General features: G+C 37.6%; 22 protein-coding genes and 6 pseudogenes. 17 read left to right on the top strand and 11 right to left on the bottom strand.

The window, feature by feature from the left end; genetic code table 11:
- Positions 1-105: 105 nt before the first annotated feature.
- The 4 genes from IGI38_RS23780 (at position 106) to IGI38_RS23765 (ending at position 3,140) form a co-directional block, all read left to right on the top strand.
- Positions 106-660 (top strand): recombinase family protein, encoded by a 555-nt coding sequence (locus IGI38_RS23780; protein WP_438734443.1) that lies wholly within the window; start codon positions 106-108, stop codon positions 658-660.
- A 3-nt stretch (positions 661-663) separates the two neighbouring features.
- On the top strand, positions 664-1,593 hold the full coding sequence (locus IGI38_RS23775) for a DUF4158 domain-containing protein (RefSeq protein WP_438734442.1): 930 nt from the start codon (positions 664-666) through the stop codon (positions 1,591-1,593).
- A 78-nt stretch (positions 1,594-1,671) separates the two neighbouring features.
- Positions 1,672-2,619 (top strand): IS30 family transposase, encoded by a 948-nt coding sequence (locus IGI38_RS23770; RefSeq protein ID WP_438725454.1) that lies wholly within the window; start codon positions 1,672-1,674, stop codon positions 2,617-2,619.
- Positions 2,577-3,140: an ATP-binding protein gene (locus IGI38_RS23765; protein WP_438734441.1), complete on the top strand. Its 564-nt coding sequence runs from the start codon at positions 2,577-2,579 to the stop codon at positions 3,138-3,140. The genes IGI38_RS23770 and IGI38_RS23765 overlap by 43 nt, the downstream gene beginning before the upstream one ends.
- Positions 3,141-3,643: 503 nt before the next feature.
- Here IGI38_RS23765 and IGI38_RS23760 read toward each other — a convergent pair.
- Positions 3,644-5,128, bottom strand: a complete 1,485-nt coding sequence (locus tag IGI38_RS23760) for a primase C-terminal domain-containing protein (protein ID WP_438734440.1) — start codon at positions 5,126-5,128, stop codon at positions 3,644-3,646.
- A 699-nt stretch (positions 5,129-5,827) separates the two neighbouring features.
- Here IGI38_RS23760 and IGI38_RS23755 point away from each other — a divergent pair.
- The gene (locus tag IGI38_RS23755; RefSeq protein WP_438734439.1) at positions 5,828-6,664 is read left to right on the top strand and encodes a ParA family protein; all 837 of its coding nucleotides are present in this window, start codon (positions 5,828-5,830) and stop codon (positions 6,662-6,664) included.
- 1 nt (position 6,665) lies between these two features.
- Positions 6,666-7,055: a DUF5388 domain-containing protein gene (locus IGI38_RS23750; RefSeq protein WP_438734438.1), complete on the top strand. Its 390-nt coding sequence runs from the start codon at positions 6,666-6,668 to the stop codon at positions 7,053-7,055.
- 328 nt (positions 7,056-7,383) lie between these two features.
- Here the strand turns inward: IGI38_RS23750 and IGI38_RS23745 are convergent.
- From IGI38_RS23745 to IGI38_RS23735, 3 genes and pseudogenes are all read right to left on the bottom strand, one after another.
- Positions 7,384-7,818 (bottom strand): annotated as a pseudogene (locus IGI38_RS23745) (DDE-type integrase/transposase/recombinase); the annotation flags it as partial.
- Positions 7,819-7,833: 15 nt separating this feature from the next.
- Positions 7,834-8,781 (bottom strand): IS30 family transposase, encoded by a 948-nt coding sequence (locus IGI38_RS23740; protein ID WP_438734437.1) that lies wholly within the window; start codon positions 8,779-8,781, stop codon positions 7,834-7,836.
- 507 nt (positions 8,782-9,288) lie between these two features.
- Positions 9,289-9,402: pseudogene (locus tag IGI38_RS23735) on the bottom strand (SEC-C metal-binding domain-containing protein); the annotation flags it as partial.
- A 1,037-nt stretch (positions 9,403-10,439) separates the two neighbouring features.
- Here IGI38_RS23735 and IGI38_RS23730 point away from each other — a divergent pair.
- Together IGI38_RS23730 and IGI38_RS23725 are read left to right on the top strand one after the other, a co-directional pair.
- Positions 10,440-11,218, top strand: a protein-coding gene (locus tag IGI38_RS23730) for an IS5 family transposase (RefSeq protein WP_438734436.1) whose coding sequence is annotated in 2 segments (ribosomal slippage) — positions 10,440-10,770 and positions 10,770-11,218 — 780 coding nt in all. Because the reading frame shifts where the segments join, the coding sequence is not laid out codon by codon here.
- A 333-nt stretch (positions 11,219-11,551) separates the two neighbouring features.
- The gene (locus IGI38_RS23725) at positions 11,552-12,922 is read left to right on the top strand and encodes an ISLre2 family transposase (RefSeq protein ID WP_438734435.1); all 1,371 of its coding nucleotides are present in this window, start codon (positions 11,552-11,554) and stop codon (positions 12,920-12,922) included.
- Between the two features lie 235 nt (positions 12,923-13,157).
- Here the strand turns inward: IGI38_RS23725 and IGI38_RS23720 are convergent, their stop codons facing one another.
- Positions 13,158-13,301 (bottom strand): putative holin-like toxin, encoded by a 144-nt coding sequence (locus tag IGI38_RS23720; protein ID WP_438734434.1) that lies wholly within the window; start codon positions 13,299-13,301, stop codon positions 13,158-13,160.
- 118 nt (positions 13,302-13,419) lie between these two features.
- Between IGI38_RS23720 and IGI38_RS23715 the strand changes: the two genes are divergently transcribed.
- Positions 13,420-13,641 carry a hypothetical protein gene (locus IGI38_RS23715; RefSeq protein ID WP_438734433.1) on the top strand — a complete coding sequence of 74 codons (222 nt, stop codon included), beginning with the start codon at positions 13,420-13,422 and terminating at the stop codon, positions 13,639-13,641.
- A gap of 222 nt (positions 13,642-13,863) precedes the next feature.
- Positions 13,864-14,055 (top strand): annotated as a pseudogene (locus IGI38_RS23710) (molecular chaperone DnaJ); the annotation flags it as partial.
- Between the two features lie 46 nt (positions 14,056-14,101).
- On the opposite strand, the pseudogene IGI38_RS23705 reads toward IGI38_RS23710, so the two are convergent.
- Both IGI38_RS23705 and IGI38_RS23700 read right to left on the bottom strand, forming a co-directional pair.
- A pseudogene (locus IGI38_RS23705) lies at positions 14,102-14,512 on the bottom strand (ATP-binding protein); the annotation flags it as partial.
- Positions 14,513-14,686: 174 nt separating this feature from the next.
- Positions 14,687-15,058, bottom strand: a pseudogene (locus IGI38_RS23700) (ATP-binding protein); the annotation flags it as partial.
- 135 nt (positions 15,059-15,193) lie between these two features.
- Here IGI38_RS23700 and istA (IGI38_RS23695) point away from each other — a divergent pair.
- Together istA (IGI38_RS23695) and istB (IGI38_RS23690) are read left to right on the top strand one after the other, a co-directional pair.
- A complete protein-coding gene (istA, locus tag IGI38_RS23695; RefSeq protein WP_438734432.1) occupies positions 15,194-16,756 on the top strand; it encodes an IS21 family transposase in 1,563 nt (520 codons plus the stop codon).
- Entirely contained in the window at positions 16,756-17,538 is a 783-nt protein-coding gene (gene istB, locus IGI38_RS23690; protein ID WP_438734431.1) for an IS21-like element helper ATPase IstB, read from the top strand. The genes istA (IGI38_RS23695) and istB (IGI38_RS23690) overlap by 1 nt, the downstream gene beginning before the upstream one ends.
- 19 nt (positions 17,539-17,557) lie before the next feature.
- On the opposite strand, the gene IGI38_RS23685 is transcribed toward istB (IGI38_RS23690), so the two are convergent.
- Positions 17,558-17,842 (bottom strand): ATP-binding protein, encoded by a 285-nt coding sequence (locus tag IGI38_RS23685; protein ID WP_438734429.1) that lies wholly within the window; start codon positions 17,840-17,842, stop codon positions 17,558-17,560.
- Complete coding sequence (locus tag IGI38_RS23680) at positions 17,839-18,786, bottom strand: IS30 family transposase (protein WP_438725454.1); 948 nt, start codon at positions 18,784-18,786, stop codon at positions 17,839-17,841. The genes IGI38_RS23685 and IGI38_RS23680 overlap by 4 nt, the downstream gene beginning before the upstream one ends.
- Positions 18,787-18,953: 167 nt before the next feature.
- Between IGI38_RS23680 and istA (IGI38_RS23675) the strand changes: the two genes are divergently transcribed.
- From istA (IGI38_RS23675) to IGI38_RS23655, 5 genes are all read left to right on the top strand, one after another.
- Positions 18,954-19,634, top strand: a complete 681-nt coding sequence (istA, locus tag IGI38_RS23675; RefSeq protein WP_438734463.1) for an IS21 family transposase — start codon at positions 18,954-18,956, stop codon at positions 19,632-19,634.
- A gap of 3 nt (positions 19,635-19,637) precedes the next feature.
- Entirely contained in the window at positions 19,638-20,024 is a 387-nt protein-coding gene (locus IGI38_RS23670) for a Mu transposase domain-containing protein (protein WP_438734462.1), read from the top strand.
- A gap of 8 nt (positions 20,025-20,032) precedes the next feature.
- The gene (gene istB / locus IGI38_RS23665) at positions 20,033-20,827 is read left to right on the top strand and encodes an IS21-like element helper ATPase IstB (RefSeq protein WP_438734428.1); all 795 of its coding nucleotides are present in this window, start codon (positions 20,033-20,035) and stop codon (positions 20,825-20,827) included.
- A 27-nt stretch (positions 20,828-20,854) separates the two neighbouring features.
- Entirely contained in the window at positions 20,855-21,544 is a 690-nt protein-coding gene (locus tag IGI38_RS23660) for an IS6 family transposase (RefSeq protein WP_438734426.1), read from the top strand.
- A 125-nt stretch (positions 21,545-21,669) separates the two neighbouring features.
- Positions 21,670-22,095 carry a universal stress protein gene (locus tag IGI38_RS23655; protein ID WP_438734425.1) on the top strand — a complete coding sequence of 142 codons (426 nt, stop codon included), beginning with the start codon at positions 21,670-21,672 and terminating at the stop codon, positions 22,093-22,095.
- 570 nt (positions 22,096-22,665) lie between these two features.
- Here the strand turns inward: IGI38_RS23655 and IGI38_RS23650 are convergent.
- Together IGI38_RS23650 and IGI38_RS23645 are read right to left on the bottom strand one after the other, a co-directional pair.
- A pseudogene (locus tag IGI38_RS23650) lies at positions 22,666-23,549 on the bottom strand (IS3 family transposase); the annotation flags it as partial.
- A gap of 57 nt (positions 23,550-23,606) precedes the next feature.
- Positions 23,607-24,305: an IS6 family transposase gene (locus IGI38_RS23645; RefSeq protein WP_438734424.1), complete on the bottom strand. Its 699-nt coding sequence runs from the start codon at positions 24,303-24,305 to the stop codon at positions 23,607-23,609.
- Positions 24,306-24,391 lie beyond the last annotated feature (86 nt).

Here is a 24,391-nt window from a genome sequence, read left to right as displayed (position 1 = left end):
TATTCTAAAACAAGAACCATAACTCATTTCCATAATCTAACGACCGATATTATTTGCACTCAACGTTTATGGTACTATTAAAGAAAAATATTGGAGGTATTATGAATGATTTTTGGCTATGCGCGTGTAAGTACAAATGATCAGAATTTAAATATGCAAATTGATGCTCTAAGGAACGTACAGACAGATAAAATTTTTAAAGAAAAAATTACTGGAACAAGGAAAGAACGTCCTGAATTAGCAGAACTTTTAAAAGTAATCCGGCCTGGAGATACTATCATTATTTATAAATTAGATAGGATTTCACGCTCAACAAAACATCTGATTGAGCTAACAGAACTTTTTGAAAAGAAAGAGGTCAATTTTATATCTATTCAAGACAATATAGATACCTCTACTAGTGTTGGAAAATTCTTTTTCAGAACAATGGCCAATTTAGCAGAGCTTGAGAGAGATATAATTGTTGAAAGGACTAAGGCTGGACTAGCAGCTGCTAGAGCCAGAGGAAGACATGGCGGCCGTCCTTACAAGGATCCATCGAAAGTTGAAACTGCTCTAAAAATGTATTCTTCAAAAGAATATACTATTAAACAGATAACTGAAGCAACAGGGCTAAGTAAAACAACCCTTTATCGCTATGTTGATAAAGGAGAACAATAATTTATGGTGACAAAAGCTCAAGGATTACTCACAAATGCTCAAAGAAATGACTTACTTTCAATAAAAAAATTAGGGAATGAAGAATTTAAATCCTATTTTAGTTTCTCTGCAGAAGATATCGAGTTGATCAATAAACATAGAGGGGAAGCTAATCGTATGGGATTTGGTGTTCAATTGTGTCTCGCTCGATACCCTGGAATAGCATTGTCTGATAGTCTGGATATCCCTGAGGATTTTCTTAAGTATGTGGGGGCACAACTTGGGATATCGATAATTGAGTTTGAGAATTATGGAAAAGGTAAAAATACTCTACTCAATCATTTGACTGAAATTTGTACATATTACAATTATCAGGAATGTACTTGGTCAAATTTATCCTATCTTAAAAAGATATTAGAAGACATTGTTAAAGAAAATTTTGACGAAATATACCTTATACAATCAGCCGTCCAAGAATTTCGAAAGCAAAGAATTTTGTTGCCTGATATTATTGAAATTGAGCGTATTGTTATTTCGGTTAGAACAGCTAATGAACTAGAATTATACCGACAAATCTCAGATATATTGTCTGATACACAAAAAGAGAAGCTAGAACAATTATTAGTTATAAGTTTAGAAAGTAAACGTTCTAAACTAGCTTGGTTGAAGACACTGAGCGGAAAATCCACCAAAGAGGCTGCTTTAGATGTTTGTTATCGTATACAAACGATAGCAGCTATAAACCTTAATCAAGAGGCATTATCCTTTGTTCATGAAAATAGACTAGGGCAACTCGCACGTGTTGCAGAACGTTATAAAACATATGATTATATCCGTTTTGACGAAAATAAGCGATATGCTCTGTTAACTACATTCCTTATAAAATATCAACAAGTGTTAATAGACCATTTGATTAATATACACACGCGTATTCTGATGACAGCTGAATTGTAATATTAATCGCAACAAAGAACCCATCAAAAATTTCTAGTAAAATGAGTTTAGGATAACAAACTACTAGGAGTGATTTTGATGGGTTCACACAAAAAGCTTACACGAGATAATCGAAAATGTATAGAGACGATGATTTATGATGCCAAGAGTATTCAAGAAATAGCGGACAGAATTGGTGTTAGCCGAACAACGATTGATCGTGAGTTGAAACGAGTACCCGAAGATTTGATCTATAATGCCGACAATGCGCAATTAGATGCGGAAATGAAGCGCAGTGCCTGTGGTGCGAAGTCCAAATGGACTTCTGAATTCGCTTATCAGATTGAATGTGATCTTGAAGACAGCTGGTCCCCTGAACAAATTGCGAATGATCGTCAAATAGTTTCATTCAAAACCATTTACAATTGGCTCTATGCCGGTATTCTTAATGTGTCTAAACAGTGTCTGAGACATAAAGGCAGAAGACAAGAAAAACAAGAAGAGGCACGAGGCAAAATGACTGTAGGGCATACCATTGATGAACGCCCAGCTTCTGTGTCAACTCGAGAAGAATTTGGACATTGGGAGTTGGACACAGTTGTTTCTAGCAGAGGGGAAAGCAAAGCCTGCGAAGCAACGTTTATTGAACGGAAAACACGCTTTTATTGGGCGATCTCAATGAGGGATCGTACCGCGAAGTCAATGGCACAAGCGATTAAAGCTTTTGTGCAAGACCTAGGGAGTCACAAGGCATTTTTAAGCTTTACGGTCGACCGTGGGAAAGAGTTTTCTTGCTGGAAAGAAATTGAGAAAGATTTAGACGTACCTATGTATTTTTGTGATCCATACTCCCCATGGCAACGCGGATCTAACGAAAATGGGAATGGTTTATTTAGAGAATTCTTCCCTAAGGGAACTGATTTTTCAAAGGTACCCCCTACGGAGAAACAGGAAGCATTACGCAAGATAAATATGCGTCCTAAAAAAACATTGAACTGGAAAAATTGTTGGGAAGTCTTTCAAGAAGAAATGTTGCAATTAATTTGACAATTCAGCAGTTAAAAGAACTGACTTTGGTGGAACAAATGTATAATGTCGTTCTCTTAGGTCCCACAGGGACAGGAAAGACCTCCTTGTCCGTAGGACTAGGAATTTCAGCCGTTCAAGCAGGCTATAAAGTTGTTTTCGTTCCTATGGGGGAAATGGTTCACTTACTAAAAACTGCAGAATTTACAACTCGTTCTGCGAATCGAATCAAACGGATGAAACAAGTCGATCTATTAAGTCTAGATGATCTCATGTTCATGGCAATGGATAAAAATGAAGCAAATCTATTCTTTCATTTCATTAATGAAGTCTATGAAAATACATCAATTATTTTGACATCAAACAAATCCCCAAATGACTGGGGACAGTTGATTGGGGATGAAATTATCACCGGAGCCATTCTGGATCGCATTATTCAACGATCTGAAATTATCCAACTGTCGGGAGACAGTTATCGATTAAAACATCGAGAAGGCATTTTCGAGTCAAAAAAGAAACCGGAGAATGTGGCTCAAAATTAATGAGCAAAAATGGCTCAATTTAACTTGACGGTGACATCATATCAATTTTATTGGCAAGTATACGTTTAAGTATGAAGACAAATTATCCAACGGTAAATTACGTCCATTAAATGTAGAAGAATTTTAGTAATGTTCGGATTTTGCATGCTACCGCACTATTTCGTTTCTATGTTCCATGTCCCCCAACGTGTACAGTTTTTGCTAACACTAAAATCACTTCCCCATAAACTATTTTTAAACCAATCCATCAGAATATCTTAACCCTACCCTAGCGATCACCAACAGTAAAGCTTAATCAAAAAGTCCATGCACGTTCATAATAACTAAAAAGACGAAGGCTAGTCCTTGGGCTAAGGCCCAGCTAAAAACTGGTAGACTCTGGGAGCTTAGGACAGCCCAAATAGTTGCTAAGGCAACAAGCGCTAAGGCGCAGAATCAAACGGTCAAAAAGCATAGGAGACGTATCATAGATATAATGTATAGGCACTTTGCGGGTTTAACTTTTAGCCTGATTCCAAACTGATTAATTCGATTTCTGTGTATGCTTTTTTAGCTGGTAATAACTGATAAAATACCTTTTGAACTAACGTACCTGGCACGAGGAACTCCTCTCTAATCGCCTCAAAATAAGCTTCACGCACTTCTTTCTTTGTTAAAATGATCGTTCTCATAAGAGCCTTGACCGAAGCGATCATAATTCCGCCGCCGCGGCCACGAGTCACTCGATAGAATACCTGGTTCTTTTCCTTCAGCGTTTTAAGCGCTGCGTCGAAAGATCGTTCTGGTACTCCGATTTCTTCGCGGATCTCTTTCTTTGTGGAGTAAACAAACGGTTTATACGTATGACTTTGGCTCGACAAATAGGCAAGGATATCTTGTTGCCACTCTTTTGAATGAGATCTCACGCGTTCTTTACGTTCCTTCTTGAACTTGTACCACCCTTTGGGTTGTGAAAATAATTGATCGTCAGTCAAATTTGAATCAATCCAGGTATGGCAAATCTCGCGAATATACTCTTTCGATGCTGCTTCATACTTCGACGAGTAAGCACTCTTGATAATCCGCTTGATTTCAGACTCTTTGAGTGGATTTTTTAAACGATCATTCAGCATGATCATGTTGTATTCGCACGTTTCAATTGGTGATTTAGAAGCATAGTACGCCAAAGAAAGGGTAAAAATAGCGTTGTTTCGACCTAGTACACCCTTTGAGCCGATTAATTTTTCAGAGTTCATCAATAGATCAACCCACTTTTCATCTAGCTGGCGGATTTCGTTCTTTTGATGGGGAAAAGGAATGACTTCCGCTTTGTTGTCTTCAGCTTGAGTCATTGACCAATTCAACCACTCCTGAAACGAATAAGAGTACGACTCTTCGAAAAAGAGAACATTGTCATTTCGCGGAATTCTAGCGATTCCAAAATGATTACACCCTACATCGATGCCTGGAAGGTCTTTCGCTAATTCTTTGCGGATATTTTCAGAGATACGTTTTGCAACATTGATCACTTTGAAATTACTCTTTTTAGTTACGTACGCAGCGTCACGTAAAACGAAATAAACCTGGTATCCTTTTGGAGTATCTAAAATCATCGTTGGCAGCAATCCCATGCGATCATACGCCGCAAGAACGATTTCACCGTGATTAAATTTTTCGCCTGCAATATCAATATCGACAACAAAAGTGTTGATTTGACACAGATTATTCTCATTGTGTCCTTTAACAAATTGACGGTCGCTGTTGGTGTATGTGCCATAACTGAAGACGTTTGGCGTCCAGTGAGTGAATTGATCTTCGTTCTCAGTCAAGGCCTCTTCAGAGGTAATCACGACACCTCGGCCCTGGATCATGAGATCCTTCGATCGATAACTGAAAATCGCGCCTTTATTACCTTCGACCGTTCCGGCCGGTTTGAGTTTGCTGTTTTTATATTTATATTTGCGTAAACCGTTCTTCAAAACCGCTGCATAAACACTAGTTAAATTCATTTGGCATACCTCCAGACATAAAAAATAGAGAACACTAAATAATAGTGTTCTCCAAAGTTAAGTAAAAAAGGCAATAAAGTGCATTAGAGCACACCTAAACAAGCCTTCAACTATTGATTTTTTTCGAAAAAAGAGCTACAATGACTTTACGATTTTAAATAGCAAAGTGACTACCAATCACTTTCTTTTTTTGAAAAAAATAGAAGAACACAATAAGACGATTTTTTAAAGTGAACGCCAATTCACTTTATGACTCGTCTTCTTTTATTTTTCAAAAGAAATTGTACCCCATAATTACCACTGAGAATACCCCTAAAAAAATTTCCGTATACTAATATACTAATATACAAATATACAGATATACAAATATAAGTTAAATCATGTAGTAGGATATACATGTATACAAATAGTAATGTAGTACAATATACAAAATGCAATTCATCCAACCTATACATGCTTCATACCCTAATAAATCAATCTTCTATATTCTTTTATTACCGTATACAGATATACGAATAGTATAGTATACAAATAGTAGTTTAGTTTAATATACAAGAATACAAATATGCAAATAGTAGAGTATGCAAATATACAAATAGTAATCCAGTACAAATATTTGTTGTAGCAAAATATCATTTATGGTATAGTATTTTTGTAGTAAGAAATGATAGACATTAAAATTAGAAAGGTTGGATCAGTTTGGTTAAGAAAATAGTTTTTGGAAATTTTAAAGGCGGCGTTGGTAAGACGACAAACTCAGTAATGTTTTCATATGAATTAGCAAAAGAAGGTTACAAAGTCCTACTTTGTGACTTAGATCCTCAAGCAAACTCTACTCAATTATTAAATAGGACTTACAGACGACAACATGGAGAACCCTTGAACATCGATAAAACAATGATGGTCGCTATTCAAGAAAACGACTTAGAACCCTCAGTAGTAAAAATTATGGACAACTTGTTTTTATTACCCTCAAACAAAGACTTTGTCGATTACCCAGATTTTCTTGAATTAACTTTTCCACCTGATGAATCAGACTATAAGGAAAGTAGAATCGCTCATTTTTCAAATCTACTAAGCGAAATTGAAGAACAATATGACCTCATAATTATTGATTGTCCACCAACTATATCTATTTATACAAACTCAGCTATATATAGTTCTGACTTAATTGTTGTTGTCTTGCAAACTCAGCAACGTTCTCTAGATGGGGCATTAGCCTTTTGGGAATATGCTCAGACATTTTATAACAAATATGAAAATGTAGATTTTGGAATCGCTGGTATTCTTCCAGTATTAATGAAAAATGATTCTGGCGTAGATAATCAAATTATTAAGGATTCGATCGAAATTTTCGGAACAAAGAACGTCTTTACAAATATTGTTAAGCATAGAGATCGCCTAAAACGATATGATAGAGAAGGAATTGCTGATCCGGATATTACGGACACTTGGGATTATCATGATAAACGTATACATGAACTTTACAGTGCAATAGCCAATGAGTTTATTGAGAGAATCGAGGTCGAAGACTAATATGGAATTTGAAAGAGATCCTAATAGAAAGAAAAAAACTAAAGAAATCAAAGAAACACCACTTTCTGAACCCAAGTCAACTTTTAACTTAGATGAGTTTTCTAAACAAAAGAAGACCACTGTCCAGAACGAAATCAAAGACGAGTCTTCTCAATCAAAAACAGTTGGCCGGCCAAGAAAAAATAAAGTGTATAGTACAATACGACTTCAAAAGTATAATGTTAATAGAATTAACGCTTTACAAAACACACTAGAATTTGAAACACAAGACGATTTAGTTGCCTCTCTTTTAGATCGACTTGAAAATCAAATCGAACCAGAACAAAGAACCATGTTCGAAATGTATATGAAGACCTATGAATCACGTGATAGGAAGAAAAAGCAAAAATAGCTAAATTTGTATATCTTACTACTTGTATTCAAATAGTAAGATATACAAATAGTACGGTATACAAAAATTTATAATGACGATCATACTATTGTTGCATACTTCTCCAAAATATTTTATACTCTTGCTACACTTCGTACTGAAGTACATCAGAAAAATGCCAGCTCCTAATGAAAGTAGGTGGCTGGCATTTTTCTATATTTATCCTTTTAGCAAAGTAAGTTTAACTGTTTGGTAAATCAATCAGTTCTGTAATCTCCACACCTAATACAGCTGGTTCTGTTGCAAAGATTTATTAGAGGACAGACTTCCCCAATTTTCAGCGGATCGTCTAAACAGTTTGGAACAATTCATCAAATTTATCCCACAAAAAATGGTCGGAGCGATTTTCGCCGCTTCGACTTTGTTTGTCTAATGCATGCAGTACTTCAATCCCTTGAAGAGTGGCTTTCCCAGTTCGCATGGTTTGAAAACCGCAAGATTTCGGCACTCTTTTTTTGATTAACCGATGATCTTGTTCCAAAATATTATTGAGAACCTTAACGGTTCGGTGCTCTAAATCCTTTGGCAGAATCCCTTCTTCTTGCAACGCTCGAAGCGCCTTAAAGGTAGCCGCATACTTATCCGTAACGAGTGCCCGAGGCTGTCCGTGATCTCGAACTAACCGTTTGAAAAAGGCTTTGGCTGCTTGTGTATCCCGATGTTTTCGTAACCATAGACCCAAGGATTGACCTGTCGAATCAATGGCACGATACAAATAATGGTTCTTACCGCTGAATTGTCAAATTAATTGCAACATTTCTTCTTGAAAGACTTCCCAACAATTTTTCCAGTTCAATGTTTTTTTAGGACGCATATTTATCTTGCGTAATGCTTCCTGTTTCTCCGTAGGGGGTACCTTTGAAAAATCAGTTCCCTTAGGGAAGAATTCTCTAAATAAACCATTCCCATTTTCGTTAGATCCGCGTTGCCATGGGGAGTATGGATCACAAAAATACATAGGTACGTCTAAATCTTTCTCAATTTCTTTCCAGCAAGAAAACTCTTTCCCACGGTCGACCGTAAAGCTTAAAAATGCCTTGTGACTCCCTAGGTCTTGCACAAAAGCTTTAATCGCTTGTGCCAGTGACTTCGCGGTACGATCCCTCATTGAGATCGCCCAATAAAAGCGTGTTTTCCGTTCAATAAACGTTGCTTCGCAGGCTTTACTTTCCCCTCTGCTAGAAACAACTGTGTCCAACTCCCAATGTCCAAATTCTTCTCGAGTTGACACAGAAGCTGGGCGTTCATCAATGGTATGCCCTACAGTCATTTTGCCTCGTGCCTCTTCTTGTTTTTCTTGTCTTCTGCCTTTATGTCTCAGACACTGTTTAGACACATTAAGAATACCGGCATAGAGCCAATTGTAAATGGTTTTGAATGAAACTATTTGACGATCATTCGCAATTTGTTCAGGGGACCAGCTGTCTTCAAGATCACATTCAATCTGATAAGCGAATTCAGAAGTCCATTTGGACTTCGCACCACAGGCATTGCGCTTCATTTCCGCATCTAATTGCGCATTGTCGGCATTATAGATCAAATCTTCGGGTACTCGTTTCAACTCACGATCAATCGTTGTTCGGCTAACACCAATTCTGTCCGCTATTTCTTGAATACTCTTGGCATCATAAATCATCGTCTCTATACATTTTCGATTATCTCGTGTAAGCTTTTTGTGTGAACCCATCAAAATCACTCCTAGTAGTTTGTTATCCTAAACTCATTTTACTAGAAATTTTTGATGGGTTCTTTGTTGCGATTAATATTACAATTCAGCAAAATAAAGAAAGCGAATGATTTGTAGAATTATACTACATTCATTCGCTTTTCTACCGCACTATTTCGTTTCTATGTTCCATGTACCCCTAATTATGCCTGTTTTTAACAATGTATTCGTCAAGGATTTTTCTTTTTTAGAAGCTACCCCCATGTCTATTTTAGTTTCTTTTTATCTATTAAACATAGTATATTCATTAAATATAATATAAGGTTAACTATTGCATGCGTTGTTATTTAATCGGTTTGTTTACATAACCGCTATTAAAAAAAGTGCTCCGTTTCCCAACCCCTCCAACGTCCGACTTTGTGATTCTCAATTGGTCTACCTCGTTTCCAACTCAAAAAGGGCGGCAGACAGCGATTCTAAGCCCTCGTTTCTTTGTGAAGTTGGGCTGTTGGTTGAATAGAGGTTTTGTTATTTTTCTGGGAAATTTATTATCTTGCCATTTAATCCATGACACTTTTTGTATTTTTTGCCACTCCCACAAGGGCAGGGATCATTTCGGCCAATTTTAGTGACTGTTATCGGTGAGCGGTTCATTTTTTTCTTTTCCTCTTCAAATTTCTGCGTAGCTCCTGATTGTTGATTCAGCATTGCGACAAAGGCATCTAATTCGTCTTGATTGCTTAGATCCACGCCAAACTCTTCGGCGGACATGGCTAGTTGTTTGGCAGGGCCCCACATAGCAGGATCGGACATATTTTCAAACAAAGATTGTTCGGCTTTCTGGAGTCCTCTTATCAGAGTATATTCGTTCTTGATGAGTCTCTCTGATGCTAGATAGTAAAAAAATTGCGTCAAAACCGGAACAACGCTTTTAAAAAAGGCTTCGTCTGAGCTTATTTTCTTTGGAAAATAGTAAGAAACTACGTCTATCGTATCTGCTTGTGTCCATTTTCCTGGAAGTCTATCATAATAACCAAACATAAAATCCGTATATCGCTCAATAATCCATTCAGCTTCTGTTCTGTATTTTTTTGGTAGTTCTTTGTAGAAACTACTTTTTTTGAATCCTGTTCCCCATTCTTCGGCTTTCTTCATAACCGCTTCAAATTGTTCGTCAAAATCCATGTTTCTTTCCTCCTACATTTATTTTTTCGATTACTTCCAAAATTTATACCATTTCCTAGAAGATTCTTTTTTCTCCTCTACCGTACGTAGCACGTCTTGCGATTGATGATTTCTCGATTCTTCTTTTTCAAACGCTTGTGAGGGAATGTTAAGGGCTTTTAAGTCGTTGATTTCCGCCCTGTACTCTTCTAGCAATTTTTTATCCTGCAAAGCTAGTCGTTGTTGCTGGTCTAACAGATTTTGGATCTGCTTTTGTGATTCTACTAAGCTTTTTATCTGTTCGTCTTTGGCCGTTAATTGCTGATCTCTATTATTTTTTAAATCATTAATTTGTTTTTATTTTTCTTTCAAAATCTTCTCATATAATATTTCTTTTTCGTCAGAAACTGTTGCTTTATTAACAATAGACTTTTGTTTTTCTTTACTAGGATGTGTCTGAAAACTTAATAGAGTTATGATATGCTCTATTAAAAATGAATGGAGCAGGGTAACTAATGGTGCCACCCCGACGGTACGAATTGAGTGATGGGCAATGGATGCAAATCAGCGGATTATTTCCCAAATATCGAACAGGTCGTCCCGCTAAATTAGATAATCGTACCGCGTTTAATGCTATTCTTTGGATCGCTCGTAGCGGTGCAGCTTGGCGTGATCTACCAGAGGAACGATATGGTTCTTGGAAGACTGTTTACACCCGCTTTTGCAACTGGAGAGATAGTGAATTGTTGATAGTCATCTTCCAAGTTCTCCAAGTAGAACCGGATTTTGAAACAATCAGTATCGACTCCACCTCAGTAAAAGCTCATCAACATAGTGCAGGAGCTAAAAAAACGCTGAACTCAACGAAGTGAATCAACACATAGGACTCAGTCGAGGTGGAAGAACGACGAAAATTCATACCTTGGTGGATGGGTTAGGAAATCCTCTCGGATTTCTTTTAACTGGCGGACAAACTCATGACGCTGTTCCAACAATCCCATTGTTAGAACAATTTGAAATTACAGGAAGCAACATTCTTGGCGATAAAGCCTATGGATCAGAAGAAATACGTGAATGGATTTCTTCAAGAGGTGGCACTTATACGATTCCTCCGAGAGAAAATGCAAAAAATCCATGGAAAGTGGATTGGTTCTTATATAAAGAACGCCATTTAATTGAATGTTTTTTCAATAAGATCAAACATTTTCGACGTGTCGCTACACGCTATGACAAATTAGCAAAGTCATTTTTATCGTTTGTTTATGTGGCAGCCATCTTCAAATTGACTCAGTAAAGACTTTTCAGACACGTCCTAGTATATAGAATCTAAGTGCATAAAAAATAAATATGCCTAGACTAAGAATATATCCAGCTTGTATTGGTAAAAAAGGAATATCATTGGAAAATATTGACCCTTTCAAATTGCTAACCACCTAACTAAAATTATAAGCTTTAGGAATCAAAATAGCACTTCTTTTTTTATGATATCGTAGTGTATCCTAGATTTGCAATCTGAGCCAGTATAGTTAGCGTAAAATAATTGTTGGAAAATAAAAAAGAGATTTCTCCAGGTGTGTTAAAATCAAGGTGTTCAAAACCTTAAAACATCAACATGGAGGAATCTCTTATGAATATTGTACAACAAGCTGCGGAGAAAATCAGTCAATTTGTTGGAATCCAAAATCATGATGTGAACTTCACAGAACTTGTAGAAAATATTCAATCATGTGTCCATGAAATCGGTGTTTCTATGATTGAAACACTGATTATTGAAGCAGATTCTGCTTTACGGCAGTCTTCTGTCAGAAAGCAAGAATGGTTTATTCAACGAAATGAAGACACGAAAATCTGCGCGACGATGCTTGGCCCAGTTGAACTTAATCGTACGTATTTCAAACATAAGAAAGACCAACACTTCTCTTACTTGTTGGATGAATATTTAGGGATTTTACCTTACGATCGGATGGATACTGGCTTAAAATCACAGATATTAGAAACAGCCACAGAACGTTCTTACCAGCAAACTGTCGATCAATTCCAACATTCTGGAATAACAAGTAGAGCGACGGTTAAAAATGTGGTTCATCGACTAGATGGGGAGAACTTGATTGTTTCTGGACAGCGACGGGACAAAACACCAAAGGTGCTTTTCATTGAAGCTGATGAAGACCATGTTGCTTATCAAGACGGAACGAATCGCTTTATGAAGCTTGTTTATGTTCATGAAGGCTATCAATCTAATTTAGTACAGACAAAGCGCCTCTGGTTAAAAAATTGTCATTATTTCAGCGGTCTTTATCCAGATGGACAACGTCTTTGGGAAGAAGTTTATGCGTATCTTGACGATTCATATGATTTTGAAAAAGTTGATCGTATTTACTTCTCCGGTGACGGAGCTTCATGGATTAAAGAAGGGGCGAAGTACATTCCGAATACAATGTTTGTTTTAGATCAATTTCATACAGTTAAATATGTGAAAAAAGCATGTACAGGTCTATCATCAGGTGCACCAATACTGCTTGATTGGATTAATAAGAACCACAAGAATTTTGTTCAAGCGTTCTTTACTAGTCGTTTAGAGGATCATACGCTGTCTGGAAATCAAAGGAAGCAAATCGCTCAAGCCCAAAGATATCTCTTAGGCAACTGGGAAGCAATTCAAAATCAACATAATGTCGATTATATAGGCTGCAGCGCCGAAGGTCATGTGAGCCATATTCTGTCTTCACGATTAAGTTCTCGTCCGTTAGGATGGAGTAAAATCGGAGCGAACAATATCGCTAAAATGCGTGTATTTCTAAGGAATAAAGGGAACCTAATGGTTCACTTAGAATTGAAAAACAAGGAGATTCAAAAAGAGTCTCGAGTTCAGCGATTAGACAAACGTGTCAATCGTCCAAAACCAACCATAGATCAAAGTTTTTTTGCCAAATTACCATTATTGGAAAATGGGTTAATTACCGGTACACGCAACAGAGTAGCTAGCGTGATTAAATAGATTCTATTGATTTATCAAGGTTTCATTCATTACCCTATTTTGGAGAAATACGAATTCCAACAAATTTTTGACGCAATCCGGGCAAAGCCCGAAATTGGTTTTCGTATGCAAATATGGTATAATACAAGAGAAAAGAGAGGTTGTAATCGCAACCTCTCTTAGACAGCACCGTTTAAAGAACGGTGGCAAATATTAACTATTCAAAAGATAGCCTGTCTCTCGCTAAAGCTGACGGCTATTTTTTGTCTTTATAGTTCAGAATTGCAACAATGGTTGTGATTAAGGTTAGCGTAAAGCCACCAAAAGCAATCATCAATTGCAAACTATCTGAAACAGACAACAGGCGTCTCCTTTCTACAGATTTTGGAAGTACACACATATGCACCACCTCACTTTCGATTGGATAGCCACCGTCATTAAACTTTACTGTCAACTTATATTATACCATACAAACCAGTTAAAAACCTTATTGTTAAGGCGTTTAGCTGGTTTTTTGTATGAAATTTATGCGAGTTTCTTCCTTCGCTCCAACCACCGCCGCTACGGAAGATTTGATGATTTGCCTACAAATTCAAGAGAATGGGTCAAAGTCAAAAGCAGTTCCTAATTGTCCGATAGCTGATTATTGTCATACCTACTATTGGGTAGAGACCATTTTCTTCGTGAGTGGTTTTGTGTCCTTGCGATCATACAACAGCCAGTCGAAAACACAAGGGTAAACTGCACGAGCAAGCTCGCCCTTGTGTTTTCTTGGTGTCTGCTGTCTGCCTGCTTCACACCCAAAACCTCAAACTCACGAAGAAAATGAACCATACTCTAAACCAATAAAAGGAGAGACTGACAATGAATCAGCGACAATTAGAAAATCAAAACACCACCCCTTCCTAAATCTTCAAAAAAAATGGTTTTCAAAAAAATAAACCAAAAAGGAGCGAATCATCATGACAACGTATATTTCAGAAATTGAGACCTTGGAAGAATTGAAAAAAGTGTATAAAAAACTTGCGCTAAAGTTTCATCCTGATTGTGGCGGCGACGAAGAACTCATGATAGCATTGAACAATGAATATGATGAACTCTTTGAGAAGTTGAAGAACACGCATAAGAACAAAGATGTCAAGGGCCACAATAAAATGTTGGTTTTGGGCCATTGAAAATGTAGGTATTCGGTCTTCTGTATTACTTTTTTTCTTTCGCTTTGTCTTCGCTATAGCTTTTCATTCTATAGGAAGGTCCTGTAATTTGAATAATTTTAGAATGATGGACCAATCGGTCCAATAAAGCATTTGTTAATTTCTTGTTTCCGAATATTTCCGACCATTGAGAAAGCGGAATGTTTGTAGTAATAATTGTCGATTTCCTCTCATAACGCATATTGATTAATTGAAATAGTAAATTGGATCCTTCTTTGGAAAATGGTAAATAGCCCACTTCATCAATAATTAATACGGCATATCCTGCATATTTCTTAAGCATGGTGTCACTTGTCCCACGCTTATGTGCTCGAATGAGCCGATTAACAAGCTCGGTACTGGTGATAAATAAACAACTTAACCCTCTATCTATACACTCTAAACCAATAGAAACAGCGGTTCTGTTGCAAAGTTTTTGTTGAAACGTTCTTTCCGGTATAATTGTAGAAAATTGACAGTACTCGGAGGACGTTCATGAAGAATTTATTTAAAGGGAGACACTATCCTGTCAAGGGCCACAAAAAAATGTTGGTTTTGGGCCATTGAAAATGTAGGTATTTGGTCTTCTGCATTATTTGTTTTCTTTCGCTTTGCCTTCGCTATAGCTCTTCATTCTATAAGAAGGGCCTGTAATTTGAATAATTTTAGAGTGATGGACCAATCGGTCCAATAAAGCATTTGTCAATTTCTTATTTCCAAATATTTCCGACCATTGAGAAAGTGGAATATTTGTAGTAATAATTGTCGATTTCCTCTCATAGCGCATGTTGATTAATTGAAATAGTAAATTAGATCCTTCTTTGGAAAATGGTAAATAGCCCACTTCATCAATAATTAATACGGCATATCCTGCGTACTTTTTAAGCATTGTGTCACTTGTTCCACGCTTATGCGCTCGAATGAGCCGATTGACAAGCTCTGTACTGGTGATAAACAAACAACTTAATCCCCTATGTGACTGCTAAACTAAAGTGAGCCAAAAATGCTCAGTAATTTTGAGCCACCTATAAAATCAGCTATTTCCGATAAACTAGTAAAGACTAATTTATCGGAGGCAAAACAGGTGGAGAGAAAATTTATGATTTATTCAAAAATAAAAGAATTGGAAGCCTTAGGCTTTTCTCAACGAAATATCGCAAAACAACTGGGCATTTCAAGAAACACAGTCGCTAAGTACTGTGATAAGGATGTGGAAACATTTACTACATGGCTCGCTTCTACTAAACATCGAAAACAGAAGTTAGATGAACACAAAGAACGAATCTTAGAATGGTTGAGAACCTATCCTGATTTAACAACTGCTCAAATTCAAGATTGGTTAGAAGAACGCGGCTTTGAGAATATAGTAGAAAGTACACTCAGACGATATGTGAAGAATCTTCGGGAAGAGTACCAATTGCCTAAGCAAGTACACCAACGACAATATGAAGCGATTCCTGACCCTCCAATGGGAGAACAAGCTCAAATTGATTTTGGACAAATCTGGGTAACCACTGAAAATAAGCACCGAATCAAACTGTATGTTGTCGCCTTTGTTCTATCACATTCAAGATACAAATATATGGAGTGGTGGGATCATCCTTATCGAACAGAAGAAGTAATACAGGCACATGAACATGCGTTTCAGCACTTTTCAGGAAAACCAAAAACAATCGTTTATGATCAAGATCGTACCTTATTTATCAACGAGAACTATGGCGATATTATTTTTACCCCACAGCTTGAAACTTATCGCCAAACACAGCGATTTAAGATACATGCTTGTCGCGGGTCGGATCCAGAATCCAAAGGTCGCATAGAAAATGTCATTGGCTTTATCAAAAACAACTTCGCCAAAAATCGTATCTATAGTGACTTAGAATCTTGGAATCACCAAGCCTTAGCTTGGCTAAAGAGGACTGGTAATGGAAAAATTCACAATACAACGAAACGGATCCCTGAACAGGTGTTTAAGGAAGAACAAAGCTATCTAATTCCTGCTTTTTCTATGAATCAGAAAGGTACACATTCTGAGGGAGTATCGAACCTTGAGGTTCGGAGAATTAATAAGGACAACACCATTAAATACTTAACTAATCGCTATTCTGTCCCCAGAAACACTTACAATCGTCTGTCCTATGTTAGTGTGAAAATTGAAAATGAGCAGCTCCTTATTTTTGATCCTAAAACAGGCGAGCTAATAGCGACACATTTTATTTGTTCAGAAACTGGCCGACTTATCAAAAATAGAAGCCATGAACGAGATCGAACGCATTCGATAACCCATCTTATTGAGCGCGTATCCAAAAGATTTACAGAAAAAGATGAAGCAAAAAGATATCTGGGAATTATTCATCAACGATATCCGCGTTATACACGAGATCAACTTGAGTTAATAGATACATTGTGCCAAACAAATTTACAAACATTCATAGATGCTGCACTCGCTCAATGTTTACAAAAGCACATTTTCTCAGCAACAGAATTTAGAGAGATTCTTATCCGATTGACGAAACAGGCACACCAGGTTCCCATATCTGAAGAAATATCTATAAATGATTTACCGGTTATTTCCAGGCAAACAAAAGAAAAGCTACTTCACATTAAACCCGAGGTTCGCAAGCTATCCGATTACACAGAACTATTAGAAGGAGAACTGTGATGTCAAAAAAAGTAGCTGAACTTTCAAAGTTACTTTCGCGTATTCATTGCTCAGAAACAGCGAAAGTTTTACCAGAATTCATTGAACAAGCAACAGAAGACGACCAAACACCGACAGAATTTTTAATGACACTGTTAACGTATGAAATACGGCGACGAGAAGAGAAAGCAATGATTCGCCGAATGAAGCAAGCGACATTCCCTTATCATCGAACATTAGACGAGTTTGTTTTAGAAGAGCAGCCTTCTCTGAGTAAGAGAAACTTTAATAAGTTAAAAGAACTGACTTTGGTGGAACAAATGTATAATGTCGTTCTCTTAGGTCCCACAGGGACAGGAAAGACCTCCTTGTCCGTAGGACTAGGAATTTCAGCCGTTCAAGCAGGCTATAAAGTTGTTTTCGTTCCTATGGGGGAAATGGTTCACTTACTAAAAACTGCAGAATTTACAACTCGTTCTGCGAATCGAATCAAACGGATGAAACAAGTCGATCTATTAAGTCTAGATGATCTCATGTTCATGGCAATGGATAAAAATGAAGCAAATCTATTCTTTCATTTCATTAATGAAGTCTATGAAAATACATCAATTATTTTGACATCAAACAAATCCCCAAATGACTGGGGACAGTTGATTGGGGATGAAATTATCACCGGAGCCATTCTGGATCGCATTATTCAACGATCTGAAATTATCCAACTGTCGGGAGACAGTTATCGATTAAAACATCGAGAAGGCATTTTCGAGTCAAAAAAGAAACCGGAGAATGTGGCTCAAAATTAATGAGCAAAAATGGCTCAATTTAACTTGACGGTGACACCCTATCTATACACTCTAAGCCAATAGAAACAGCTAAGTGTGTTTTCCCCACGCCGCTATTTCCGATGAAAAGAATATTGTCATAGGTATCTAAAAAGCGCAAAGTTACTAAATCTTGAATTTCACTTTTTTTTATTTTTGGTTGGAAATCAAAATTGAAATCATGGAGACGTTTATGATAAGGGAACATAGCGCGTTTTAATATTTTTCTTTGTGTTTCGGCTTTTCGATAACGAATTTCTTGGGACGTCAATTGCTGAATTGTCAAATTAATTGCAACATTTCTTCTTGAAAGACTTCCCAACAATTTTTCCAGTTCAATGTTTTTTTAGGACGCATATTTATCTTGCGTAATGCTTCCTGTTTCTCCGTAGGGGGTACCTTTGAAAAATCAGTTCCCTTAGGGAAGAATTCTCTAAATAAACCATTCCCATTTTCGTTAGATCCGCGTTGCCATGGGGAGTATGGATCACAAAAATACATAGGTACGTCTAAATCTTTCTCAATTTCTTTCCAGCAAGAAAACTCTTTCCCACGGTCGACCGTAAAGCTTAAAAATGCCTTGTGACTCCCTAGGTCTTGCACAAAAGCTTTAATCGCTTGTGCCATTGACTTCGCGGTACGATCCCTCATTGAGATCGCCCAATAAAAGCGTGTTTTCCGTTCAATAAACGTTGCTTCGCAGGCTTTACTTTCCCCTCTGCTAGAAACAACTGTGTCCAACTCCCAATGTCCAAATTCTTCTCGAGTTGACACAGAAGCTGGGCGTTCATCAATGGTATGCCCTACAGTCATTTTGCCTCGTGCCTCTTCTTGTTTTTCTTGTCTTCTGCCTTTATGTCTCAGACACTGTTTAGACACATTAAGAATACCGGCATAGAGCCAATTGTAAATGGTTTTGAATGAAACTATTTGACGATCATTCGCAATTTGTTCAGGGGACCAGCTGTCTTCAAGATCACATTCAATCTGATAAGCGAATTCAGAAGTCCATTTGGACTTCGCACCACAGGCACTGCGCTTCATTTCCGCATCTAATTGCGCATTGTCGGCATTATAGATCAAATCTTCGGGTACTCGTTTCAACTCACGATCAATCGTTGTTCGGCTAACACCAATTCTGTCCGCTATTTCTTGAATACTCTTGGCATCATAAATCATCGTCTCTATACATTTTCGATTATCTCGTGTAAGCTTTTTGTGTGAACCCATCAAAATCACTCCTAGTAGTTTGTTATCCTAAACTCATTTTACTAGAAATTTTTGATGGGTTCTTTGTTGCGATTAATATTACAATTCAGCACCCACTTGGCAAGACAGTTCGAATGTGATCCGCGTACAGTAAAACGCTATTACGTGAATGATCTATCTAAAAGGAAATCTGCACCAAAAAAAGACCAAGTAAATTAGATCCTTTTCGAACAATCATTCAAGAAAAAGTAGAACTAGGTTGTTCTGCTTCAGCGATTTATCGATTTATCAAGAAAAAAGGATACGAAGGAAAAGATTCTATTTTAAGAGACTATTGTAGTCAATTGCGAAAAACACATGTTCAAAAAGCGACGATCCGAATTGAAACACAGCCTGGTTTGTCTGCACAGGTTGACTGGAAAGAGGATCTTGTTCTTTACAATCGCTCGGGCCAACGGTTTCAAATCAATTTATTTTTATATGTTCTAGGATTCTCGCGTTGGAAATATATCGAATTAACACTAGACAGAAAACAAGATACCCTACTTCGTTGTTTGAACAATGCCTTTCTCACTTCTGAAGGGATCCCACATGAAATCTGGTTTGATAATATGCGTACAGTCGTTGACCAGAGTCGAACACAGTTTAGAAAAGTTTCTTGGAACCAAAGGTTCTATGAATACAGTAAAGATGCCGGATTCAAACCAATTGCCTGTCGCCCCTATAGACCTCAAACAAAAGGAAAGGTGGAAGCTTTGGCCCGAACCGTTGAGCAGCTAAAAGTATACAACGGTGAATTTGATACACTCGATGATTTGATCGATCTTGTTTTTGAATTCAATGAAGAACTGAATAAAGAGCACTCTTAAGCAATTGATGGTCCGCCTATACTGAAATTCGCTGCACACGAAAAAGAGCACTTATTACCTTTTGATTCAAAGTTACTAACGACCTATACACAAGATATCCTCTCTCGTAAGGTATCCAAAGAATCGCTCGTTATTTATCAAAAGAGTAAGTACTCCGTACCTGTTCGCTATATCGGCAAGACAGTTTCTCTACAAGCTGTTGCCGGCGAACTTACTATTCATTATAACGGTGAAAGCATTCAAAGGCACCTCTTAAGCCAGAAAAAGTTTAACTATCATTCGGATGATATGCAAGAAATTTTAAAGTCCGATGTCTACCGTACAAAATCTGATGAAGAAATTACGCGATATGTTCAAGAAAATTTGAAACTATATGACAATTTATATTAGGAGGCACCATGTCACAATACCAAGATTTACTAGATAATCTAACCGCTTTAAAGCTAGATCAAATCAAAGAGTATCTCCCTCATTTTTTAGAATCTGAAAAAACGAAAGAGCTGTCCACGATCGATATTCTTTACTCATTAACTGAACGGGAACTAGAATTTAGAAAACAGCGAGCAGAAAAAATCAATATTAAAACTTCGCACTTTCCATACGAAAAACGAATGGCAGATTTTGACTTTGATTATCAGCCTAGTGTAAACAAACGGCAGATGCTGGACTTATCCAGCCTGCATTTTATGGAGCGACAAGAGAATATTTTGCTTATCGGTAGCAGCGGCGTTGGAAAAACACATCTAGCAACAGCAATCGGTATGGAAGCTTGTCGCCAACGAATCAGCACCTATTTTATTACGTGCAATGATCTAATTCAGCGATTAACAAAAGCTTATCAAGAAAATCGGCATGAAGCGTTAATAAAAAATTACTGCCGATATAAACTGCTCATTATTGATGAAATTGGCTATTTACCGATCTCTGAGGTCGGAGCAAATCTCTTTTTTCAGCTAATCGCCAGGAGATACGAAACGAAATCGACTATTATTACGACCAATATACCTTTATCGAAATGGGGAGAAGTATTTTCAGATCCAACGTTGGCAAATGCCATATTGGACCGATTGGTCCATCATTCCCAGCTAATCAAGATTACTGGAAGATCCTATCGTATGAAAGACTACTTGCTTGATAAGGAAGTTCTTCAGACATCCACAGATGAGAAAAGCAAAAGAATCGGTAAAAACTAGCATATTTTCACCGGCAAAAAATTACATTTGAAAGTCGGGATTGACAATCCGTATAAAATCATTAAAGAAGCAGTCGTTATGTATTGCCATTACCCTTTGAGTTATCGTGAATGCGCAGAGCTACTAGCTTATTATCGGATTCGTGTCGACCACACAACCATCTATCGCTGGGTGCAACACTATGGAAAGATTCTTTATGGTTTGTGGAAAAAACAACTTCGGAAGCAACAGTTTACGGATTCTTGGCGCATGGACGAAACGTACGTCAAGATTAAAGGTAAGAACCATTATTTGTATCGTGCCATTGATTCGACAGGTCAATCCTTGGGTCTATGGTTACGAAAACATCGGGATACACAAGCAGCCAAAGCCTTTTTCAAACGGTTAGTTCGAGATCACGGACAGCCTCGGGCACTCGTTACGGATAAGTATGCGGCTACCTTAAAGGCGCTTCGAGCGTTGCAAGAAGAAAGGATTCTGCCAAAGGATTTAGAGCACCGAACCGTTAAGGTTCTCAATAATATTTTGGAACAAGATCATCGGTTAATCAAAAAAAGAGTGCCAAAATCTTGCGGTTTTCAAACCATGCGAACTGGGAAAGCCACTCTTCAAGGGATTGAAGTACTGCATGCATTAGACAAACAAAGTCGAAGCGACGAAAATCGCTCCGACCATTTTTTGTGGGATAAATTTGATGAATTGTTCCAAGCTGTTTAGACGATCCGCTGAAAATTGGGGAAGTCTGTCCTCTAATAAATCTTTGCAACAGAACCCTTTTTTCGAGCAGATGATTTTTCTAAATAGGTCGTTCTCCTTTATACTCAAATAAAGGAGGCGGTTACATGACAGAAAAGTATAAAAATATCTTAGTTGCATTGGATGGGTCTGATCAAGCGTTCGAAGCATTGGAAAAGGCAATATCAATTGCAGAGAGAAATTCCGCTAAATTGTTTTTAGTTACAGCAATTAACTTTAGTCCATGGGCAACGAATACCCAAACATTAGAGCTTCTCTTAGATGACAACAGAAGCAGTGCGAAACGCACCATGGCAAAAGCAAAAAAACAAGTTCCTGCAGATATTGAATTTCACTTTGAGCTAATGAATGGTAATCCAAAAGCTTGCATCATTCAGTATTCTGAGGAGAATAACATAGACCTCATCGTCATGGGCGCAACAGGAGCCGGAGCATTTTCTCGTTTATTACTAGGCTCTACGACCGCCTATGTTGTCAACCATGCGCCGTGTAATGTGTTGGTTGTGAGATAGCATATAAACCTCTCAATTAGTCTGAGAGGTCTTTTTTTGCTTCTCGAGAAGTTGTATAATAGGTACAAATTTAGGAAAAGAGGAACCACAAATGATCGATGGACGTGAATGTTTCGATCCAAATATGGCACCACTTACTGAGTTCAGTAAGAAACTGTCTTGGCCACCTACATATATCAAATGTGATTGTGGCGAGATACTAAGCAGAGCTCAGCGGACTAACGCTTCTTTTTGTTGGAGATGTACAAAATGCGGAAAAGTATTTTCTATGGTTAGAGGAAGTATCCAATTGGGAATTGTGACAAGCAAATGATTACGACCTCCCGACAGGGATTGTGGTATACTACTTACGAGGCCATTCATACCTCACTTTCTTTCAATTTCCCCACTCCGTAGCTTGCTGCAGGAGTGGGGTTTTTGTGTGCCGTTTATGGTATATTCGGATGAGGTGAAAGTAGTCCAATTTAGGAAGAAGGGATAATGGAATGGCAACACTTTTTTGGACAACTTTTATAAGGTGTTTCAATTTCCTGGTCGTTATTTAACTTCTCCCAATTGCTTTTCGTTTATTTGCCGGTACCCAATCGGTGTTTGATAGTTTAATGAGCCGTGTAGGCGATAATGGTTCCACCAATAGACATATTGAAAAAGCTCAATAGCTAGTTGGCTTTGTGACTCAAATTGGTGTTGATACACGAACTCAATTTTGACTGATTTATACGTGCTTTCTGCTACGGCATTGTCGTGTGGACAGCCTTTTTTACTTAATGAGCGCTTGATATCAAAGGATTCTAAAATTTCATCAATCAATTTGTTGTCATATTCACTACCTCTGTCTGTGTGAAATAACTTAACCTGTTCTAACGGCCGATCAATCGTAAAAAATGCCCGTTCAACTAATTGTGCGTCTTTTTTGGTGCCTGAGCTGTAACCGATAATCTCACGATTATATAAATCAACAAGTAAACAGATGTAATGCCATGACTGTTTTACTCGTACATAAGTCAAATCAGTAATAATCACTTCTAAGGGAATTTCTCTTGTAAATTCACGGTTTAGCACATTTTTGTCTGGTGCTTCATTCACTTTTGGTTTTGTCTTTTTAAACTGTCGTTTCGTATAGTTTGAGACGAGGTTGTACTTTTTCATGATGCGACCGATACGTCTTCTAGAGACAGAGAAACCTAGGGTTTCCAACGACTTTTTTAACTTCCTTGTACCATAATTCCTTCTACTTTTATAGAATTCATCAATCGTTGCACAATCCAATTCTGCTTCATTCGATTTTTGAATGCCTTGTGCCTCATAGTAATAACTACTGCGAGCTACTTTTAATAATTTACACATAGCAGAAATGGAATACTTGTGCTTGTTCGCGCTGATTACTTGGACTTTTGTGCGAAAATCAGCGCTGCTTGCTTTAAAACATCATTTTCCATAGCTAATTGTTTGTTCAGTTCTGTTGCAAAGATTTATTAGAGGACAGACTTCCCCAATTTTCAGCGGATCGTCTAAACAGCTTGGAACAATTCATCAAATTTATCCCACAAAAAATGGTCGGAGCGATTTTCGTCGCTTCGACTTTGTTTGTCTAATGCATGCAGTACTTCAATCCCTTGAAGAGTGGCTTTCCCAGTTCGCATGGTTTGAAAACCGCAAGATTTTGGCACTCTTTTTTTGATTAACCGATGATCTTGTTCCAAAATATTATTGAGAACCTTAACGGTTCGGTGCTCTAAATCCTTTGGCAGAATCCTTTCTTCTTGCAACGCTCGAAGCGCCTTTAAGGTAGCCGCATACTTATCCGTAACGAGTGCCCGAGGCTGTCCGTGATCTCGAACTAACCGTTTGAAAAAGGCTTTGGCTGCTTGTGTATCCCGATGTTTTCGTAACCATAGACCCAAGGATTGACCTGTCGAATCAATGGCACGATACAAATAATGGTTCTTACCTTTAATCTTGACGTACGTTTCGTCCATGCGCCAAGAATCCGTAAACTGTTGCTTCCGAAGTTGTTTTTTCCACAAACCATAAAGAATCTTTCCATAGTGTTGCACCCAGCGATAGATGGTTGTGTGGTCGACACGAATCCGATAATAAGCTAGTAGCTCTGCGCATTCACGATAACTCAAAGGGTAATGGCAATACATAACGACTGCTTCTTTAATGATTTTATACGGATAGTGTCTCCCTTTAAATAAATTCTTCATGAACGTCCTCCGAGTACTGTCAATTTTCTACAATTATACCGGAAAAAACGTTTCAACAAAAACTTTGCAACAGAACCTAAAAGATC

Source organism: Enterococcus sp. AZ128, from assembly GCF_051714485.1.
In the GTDB taxonomy this organism is placed as follows: domain Bacteria; phylum Bacillota; class Bacilli; order Lactobacillales; family Enterococcaceae; genus Enterococcus_A.
This window is presented reverse-complemented; position numbering and strand designations above follow the sequence as displayed.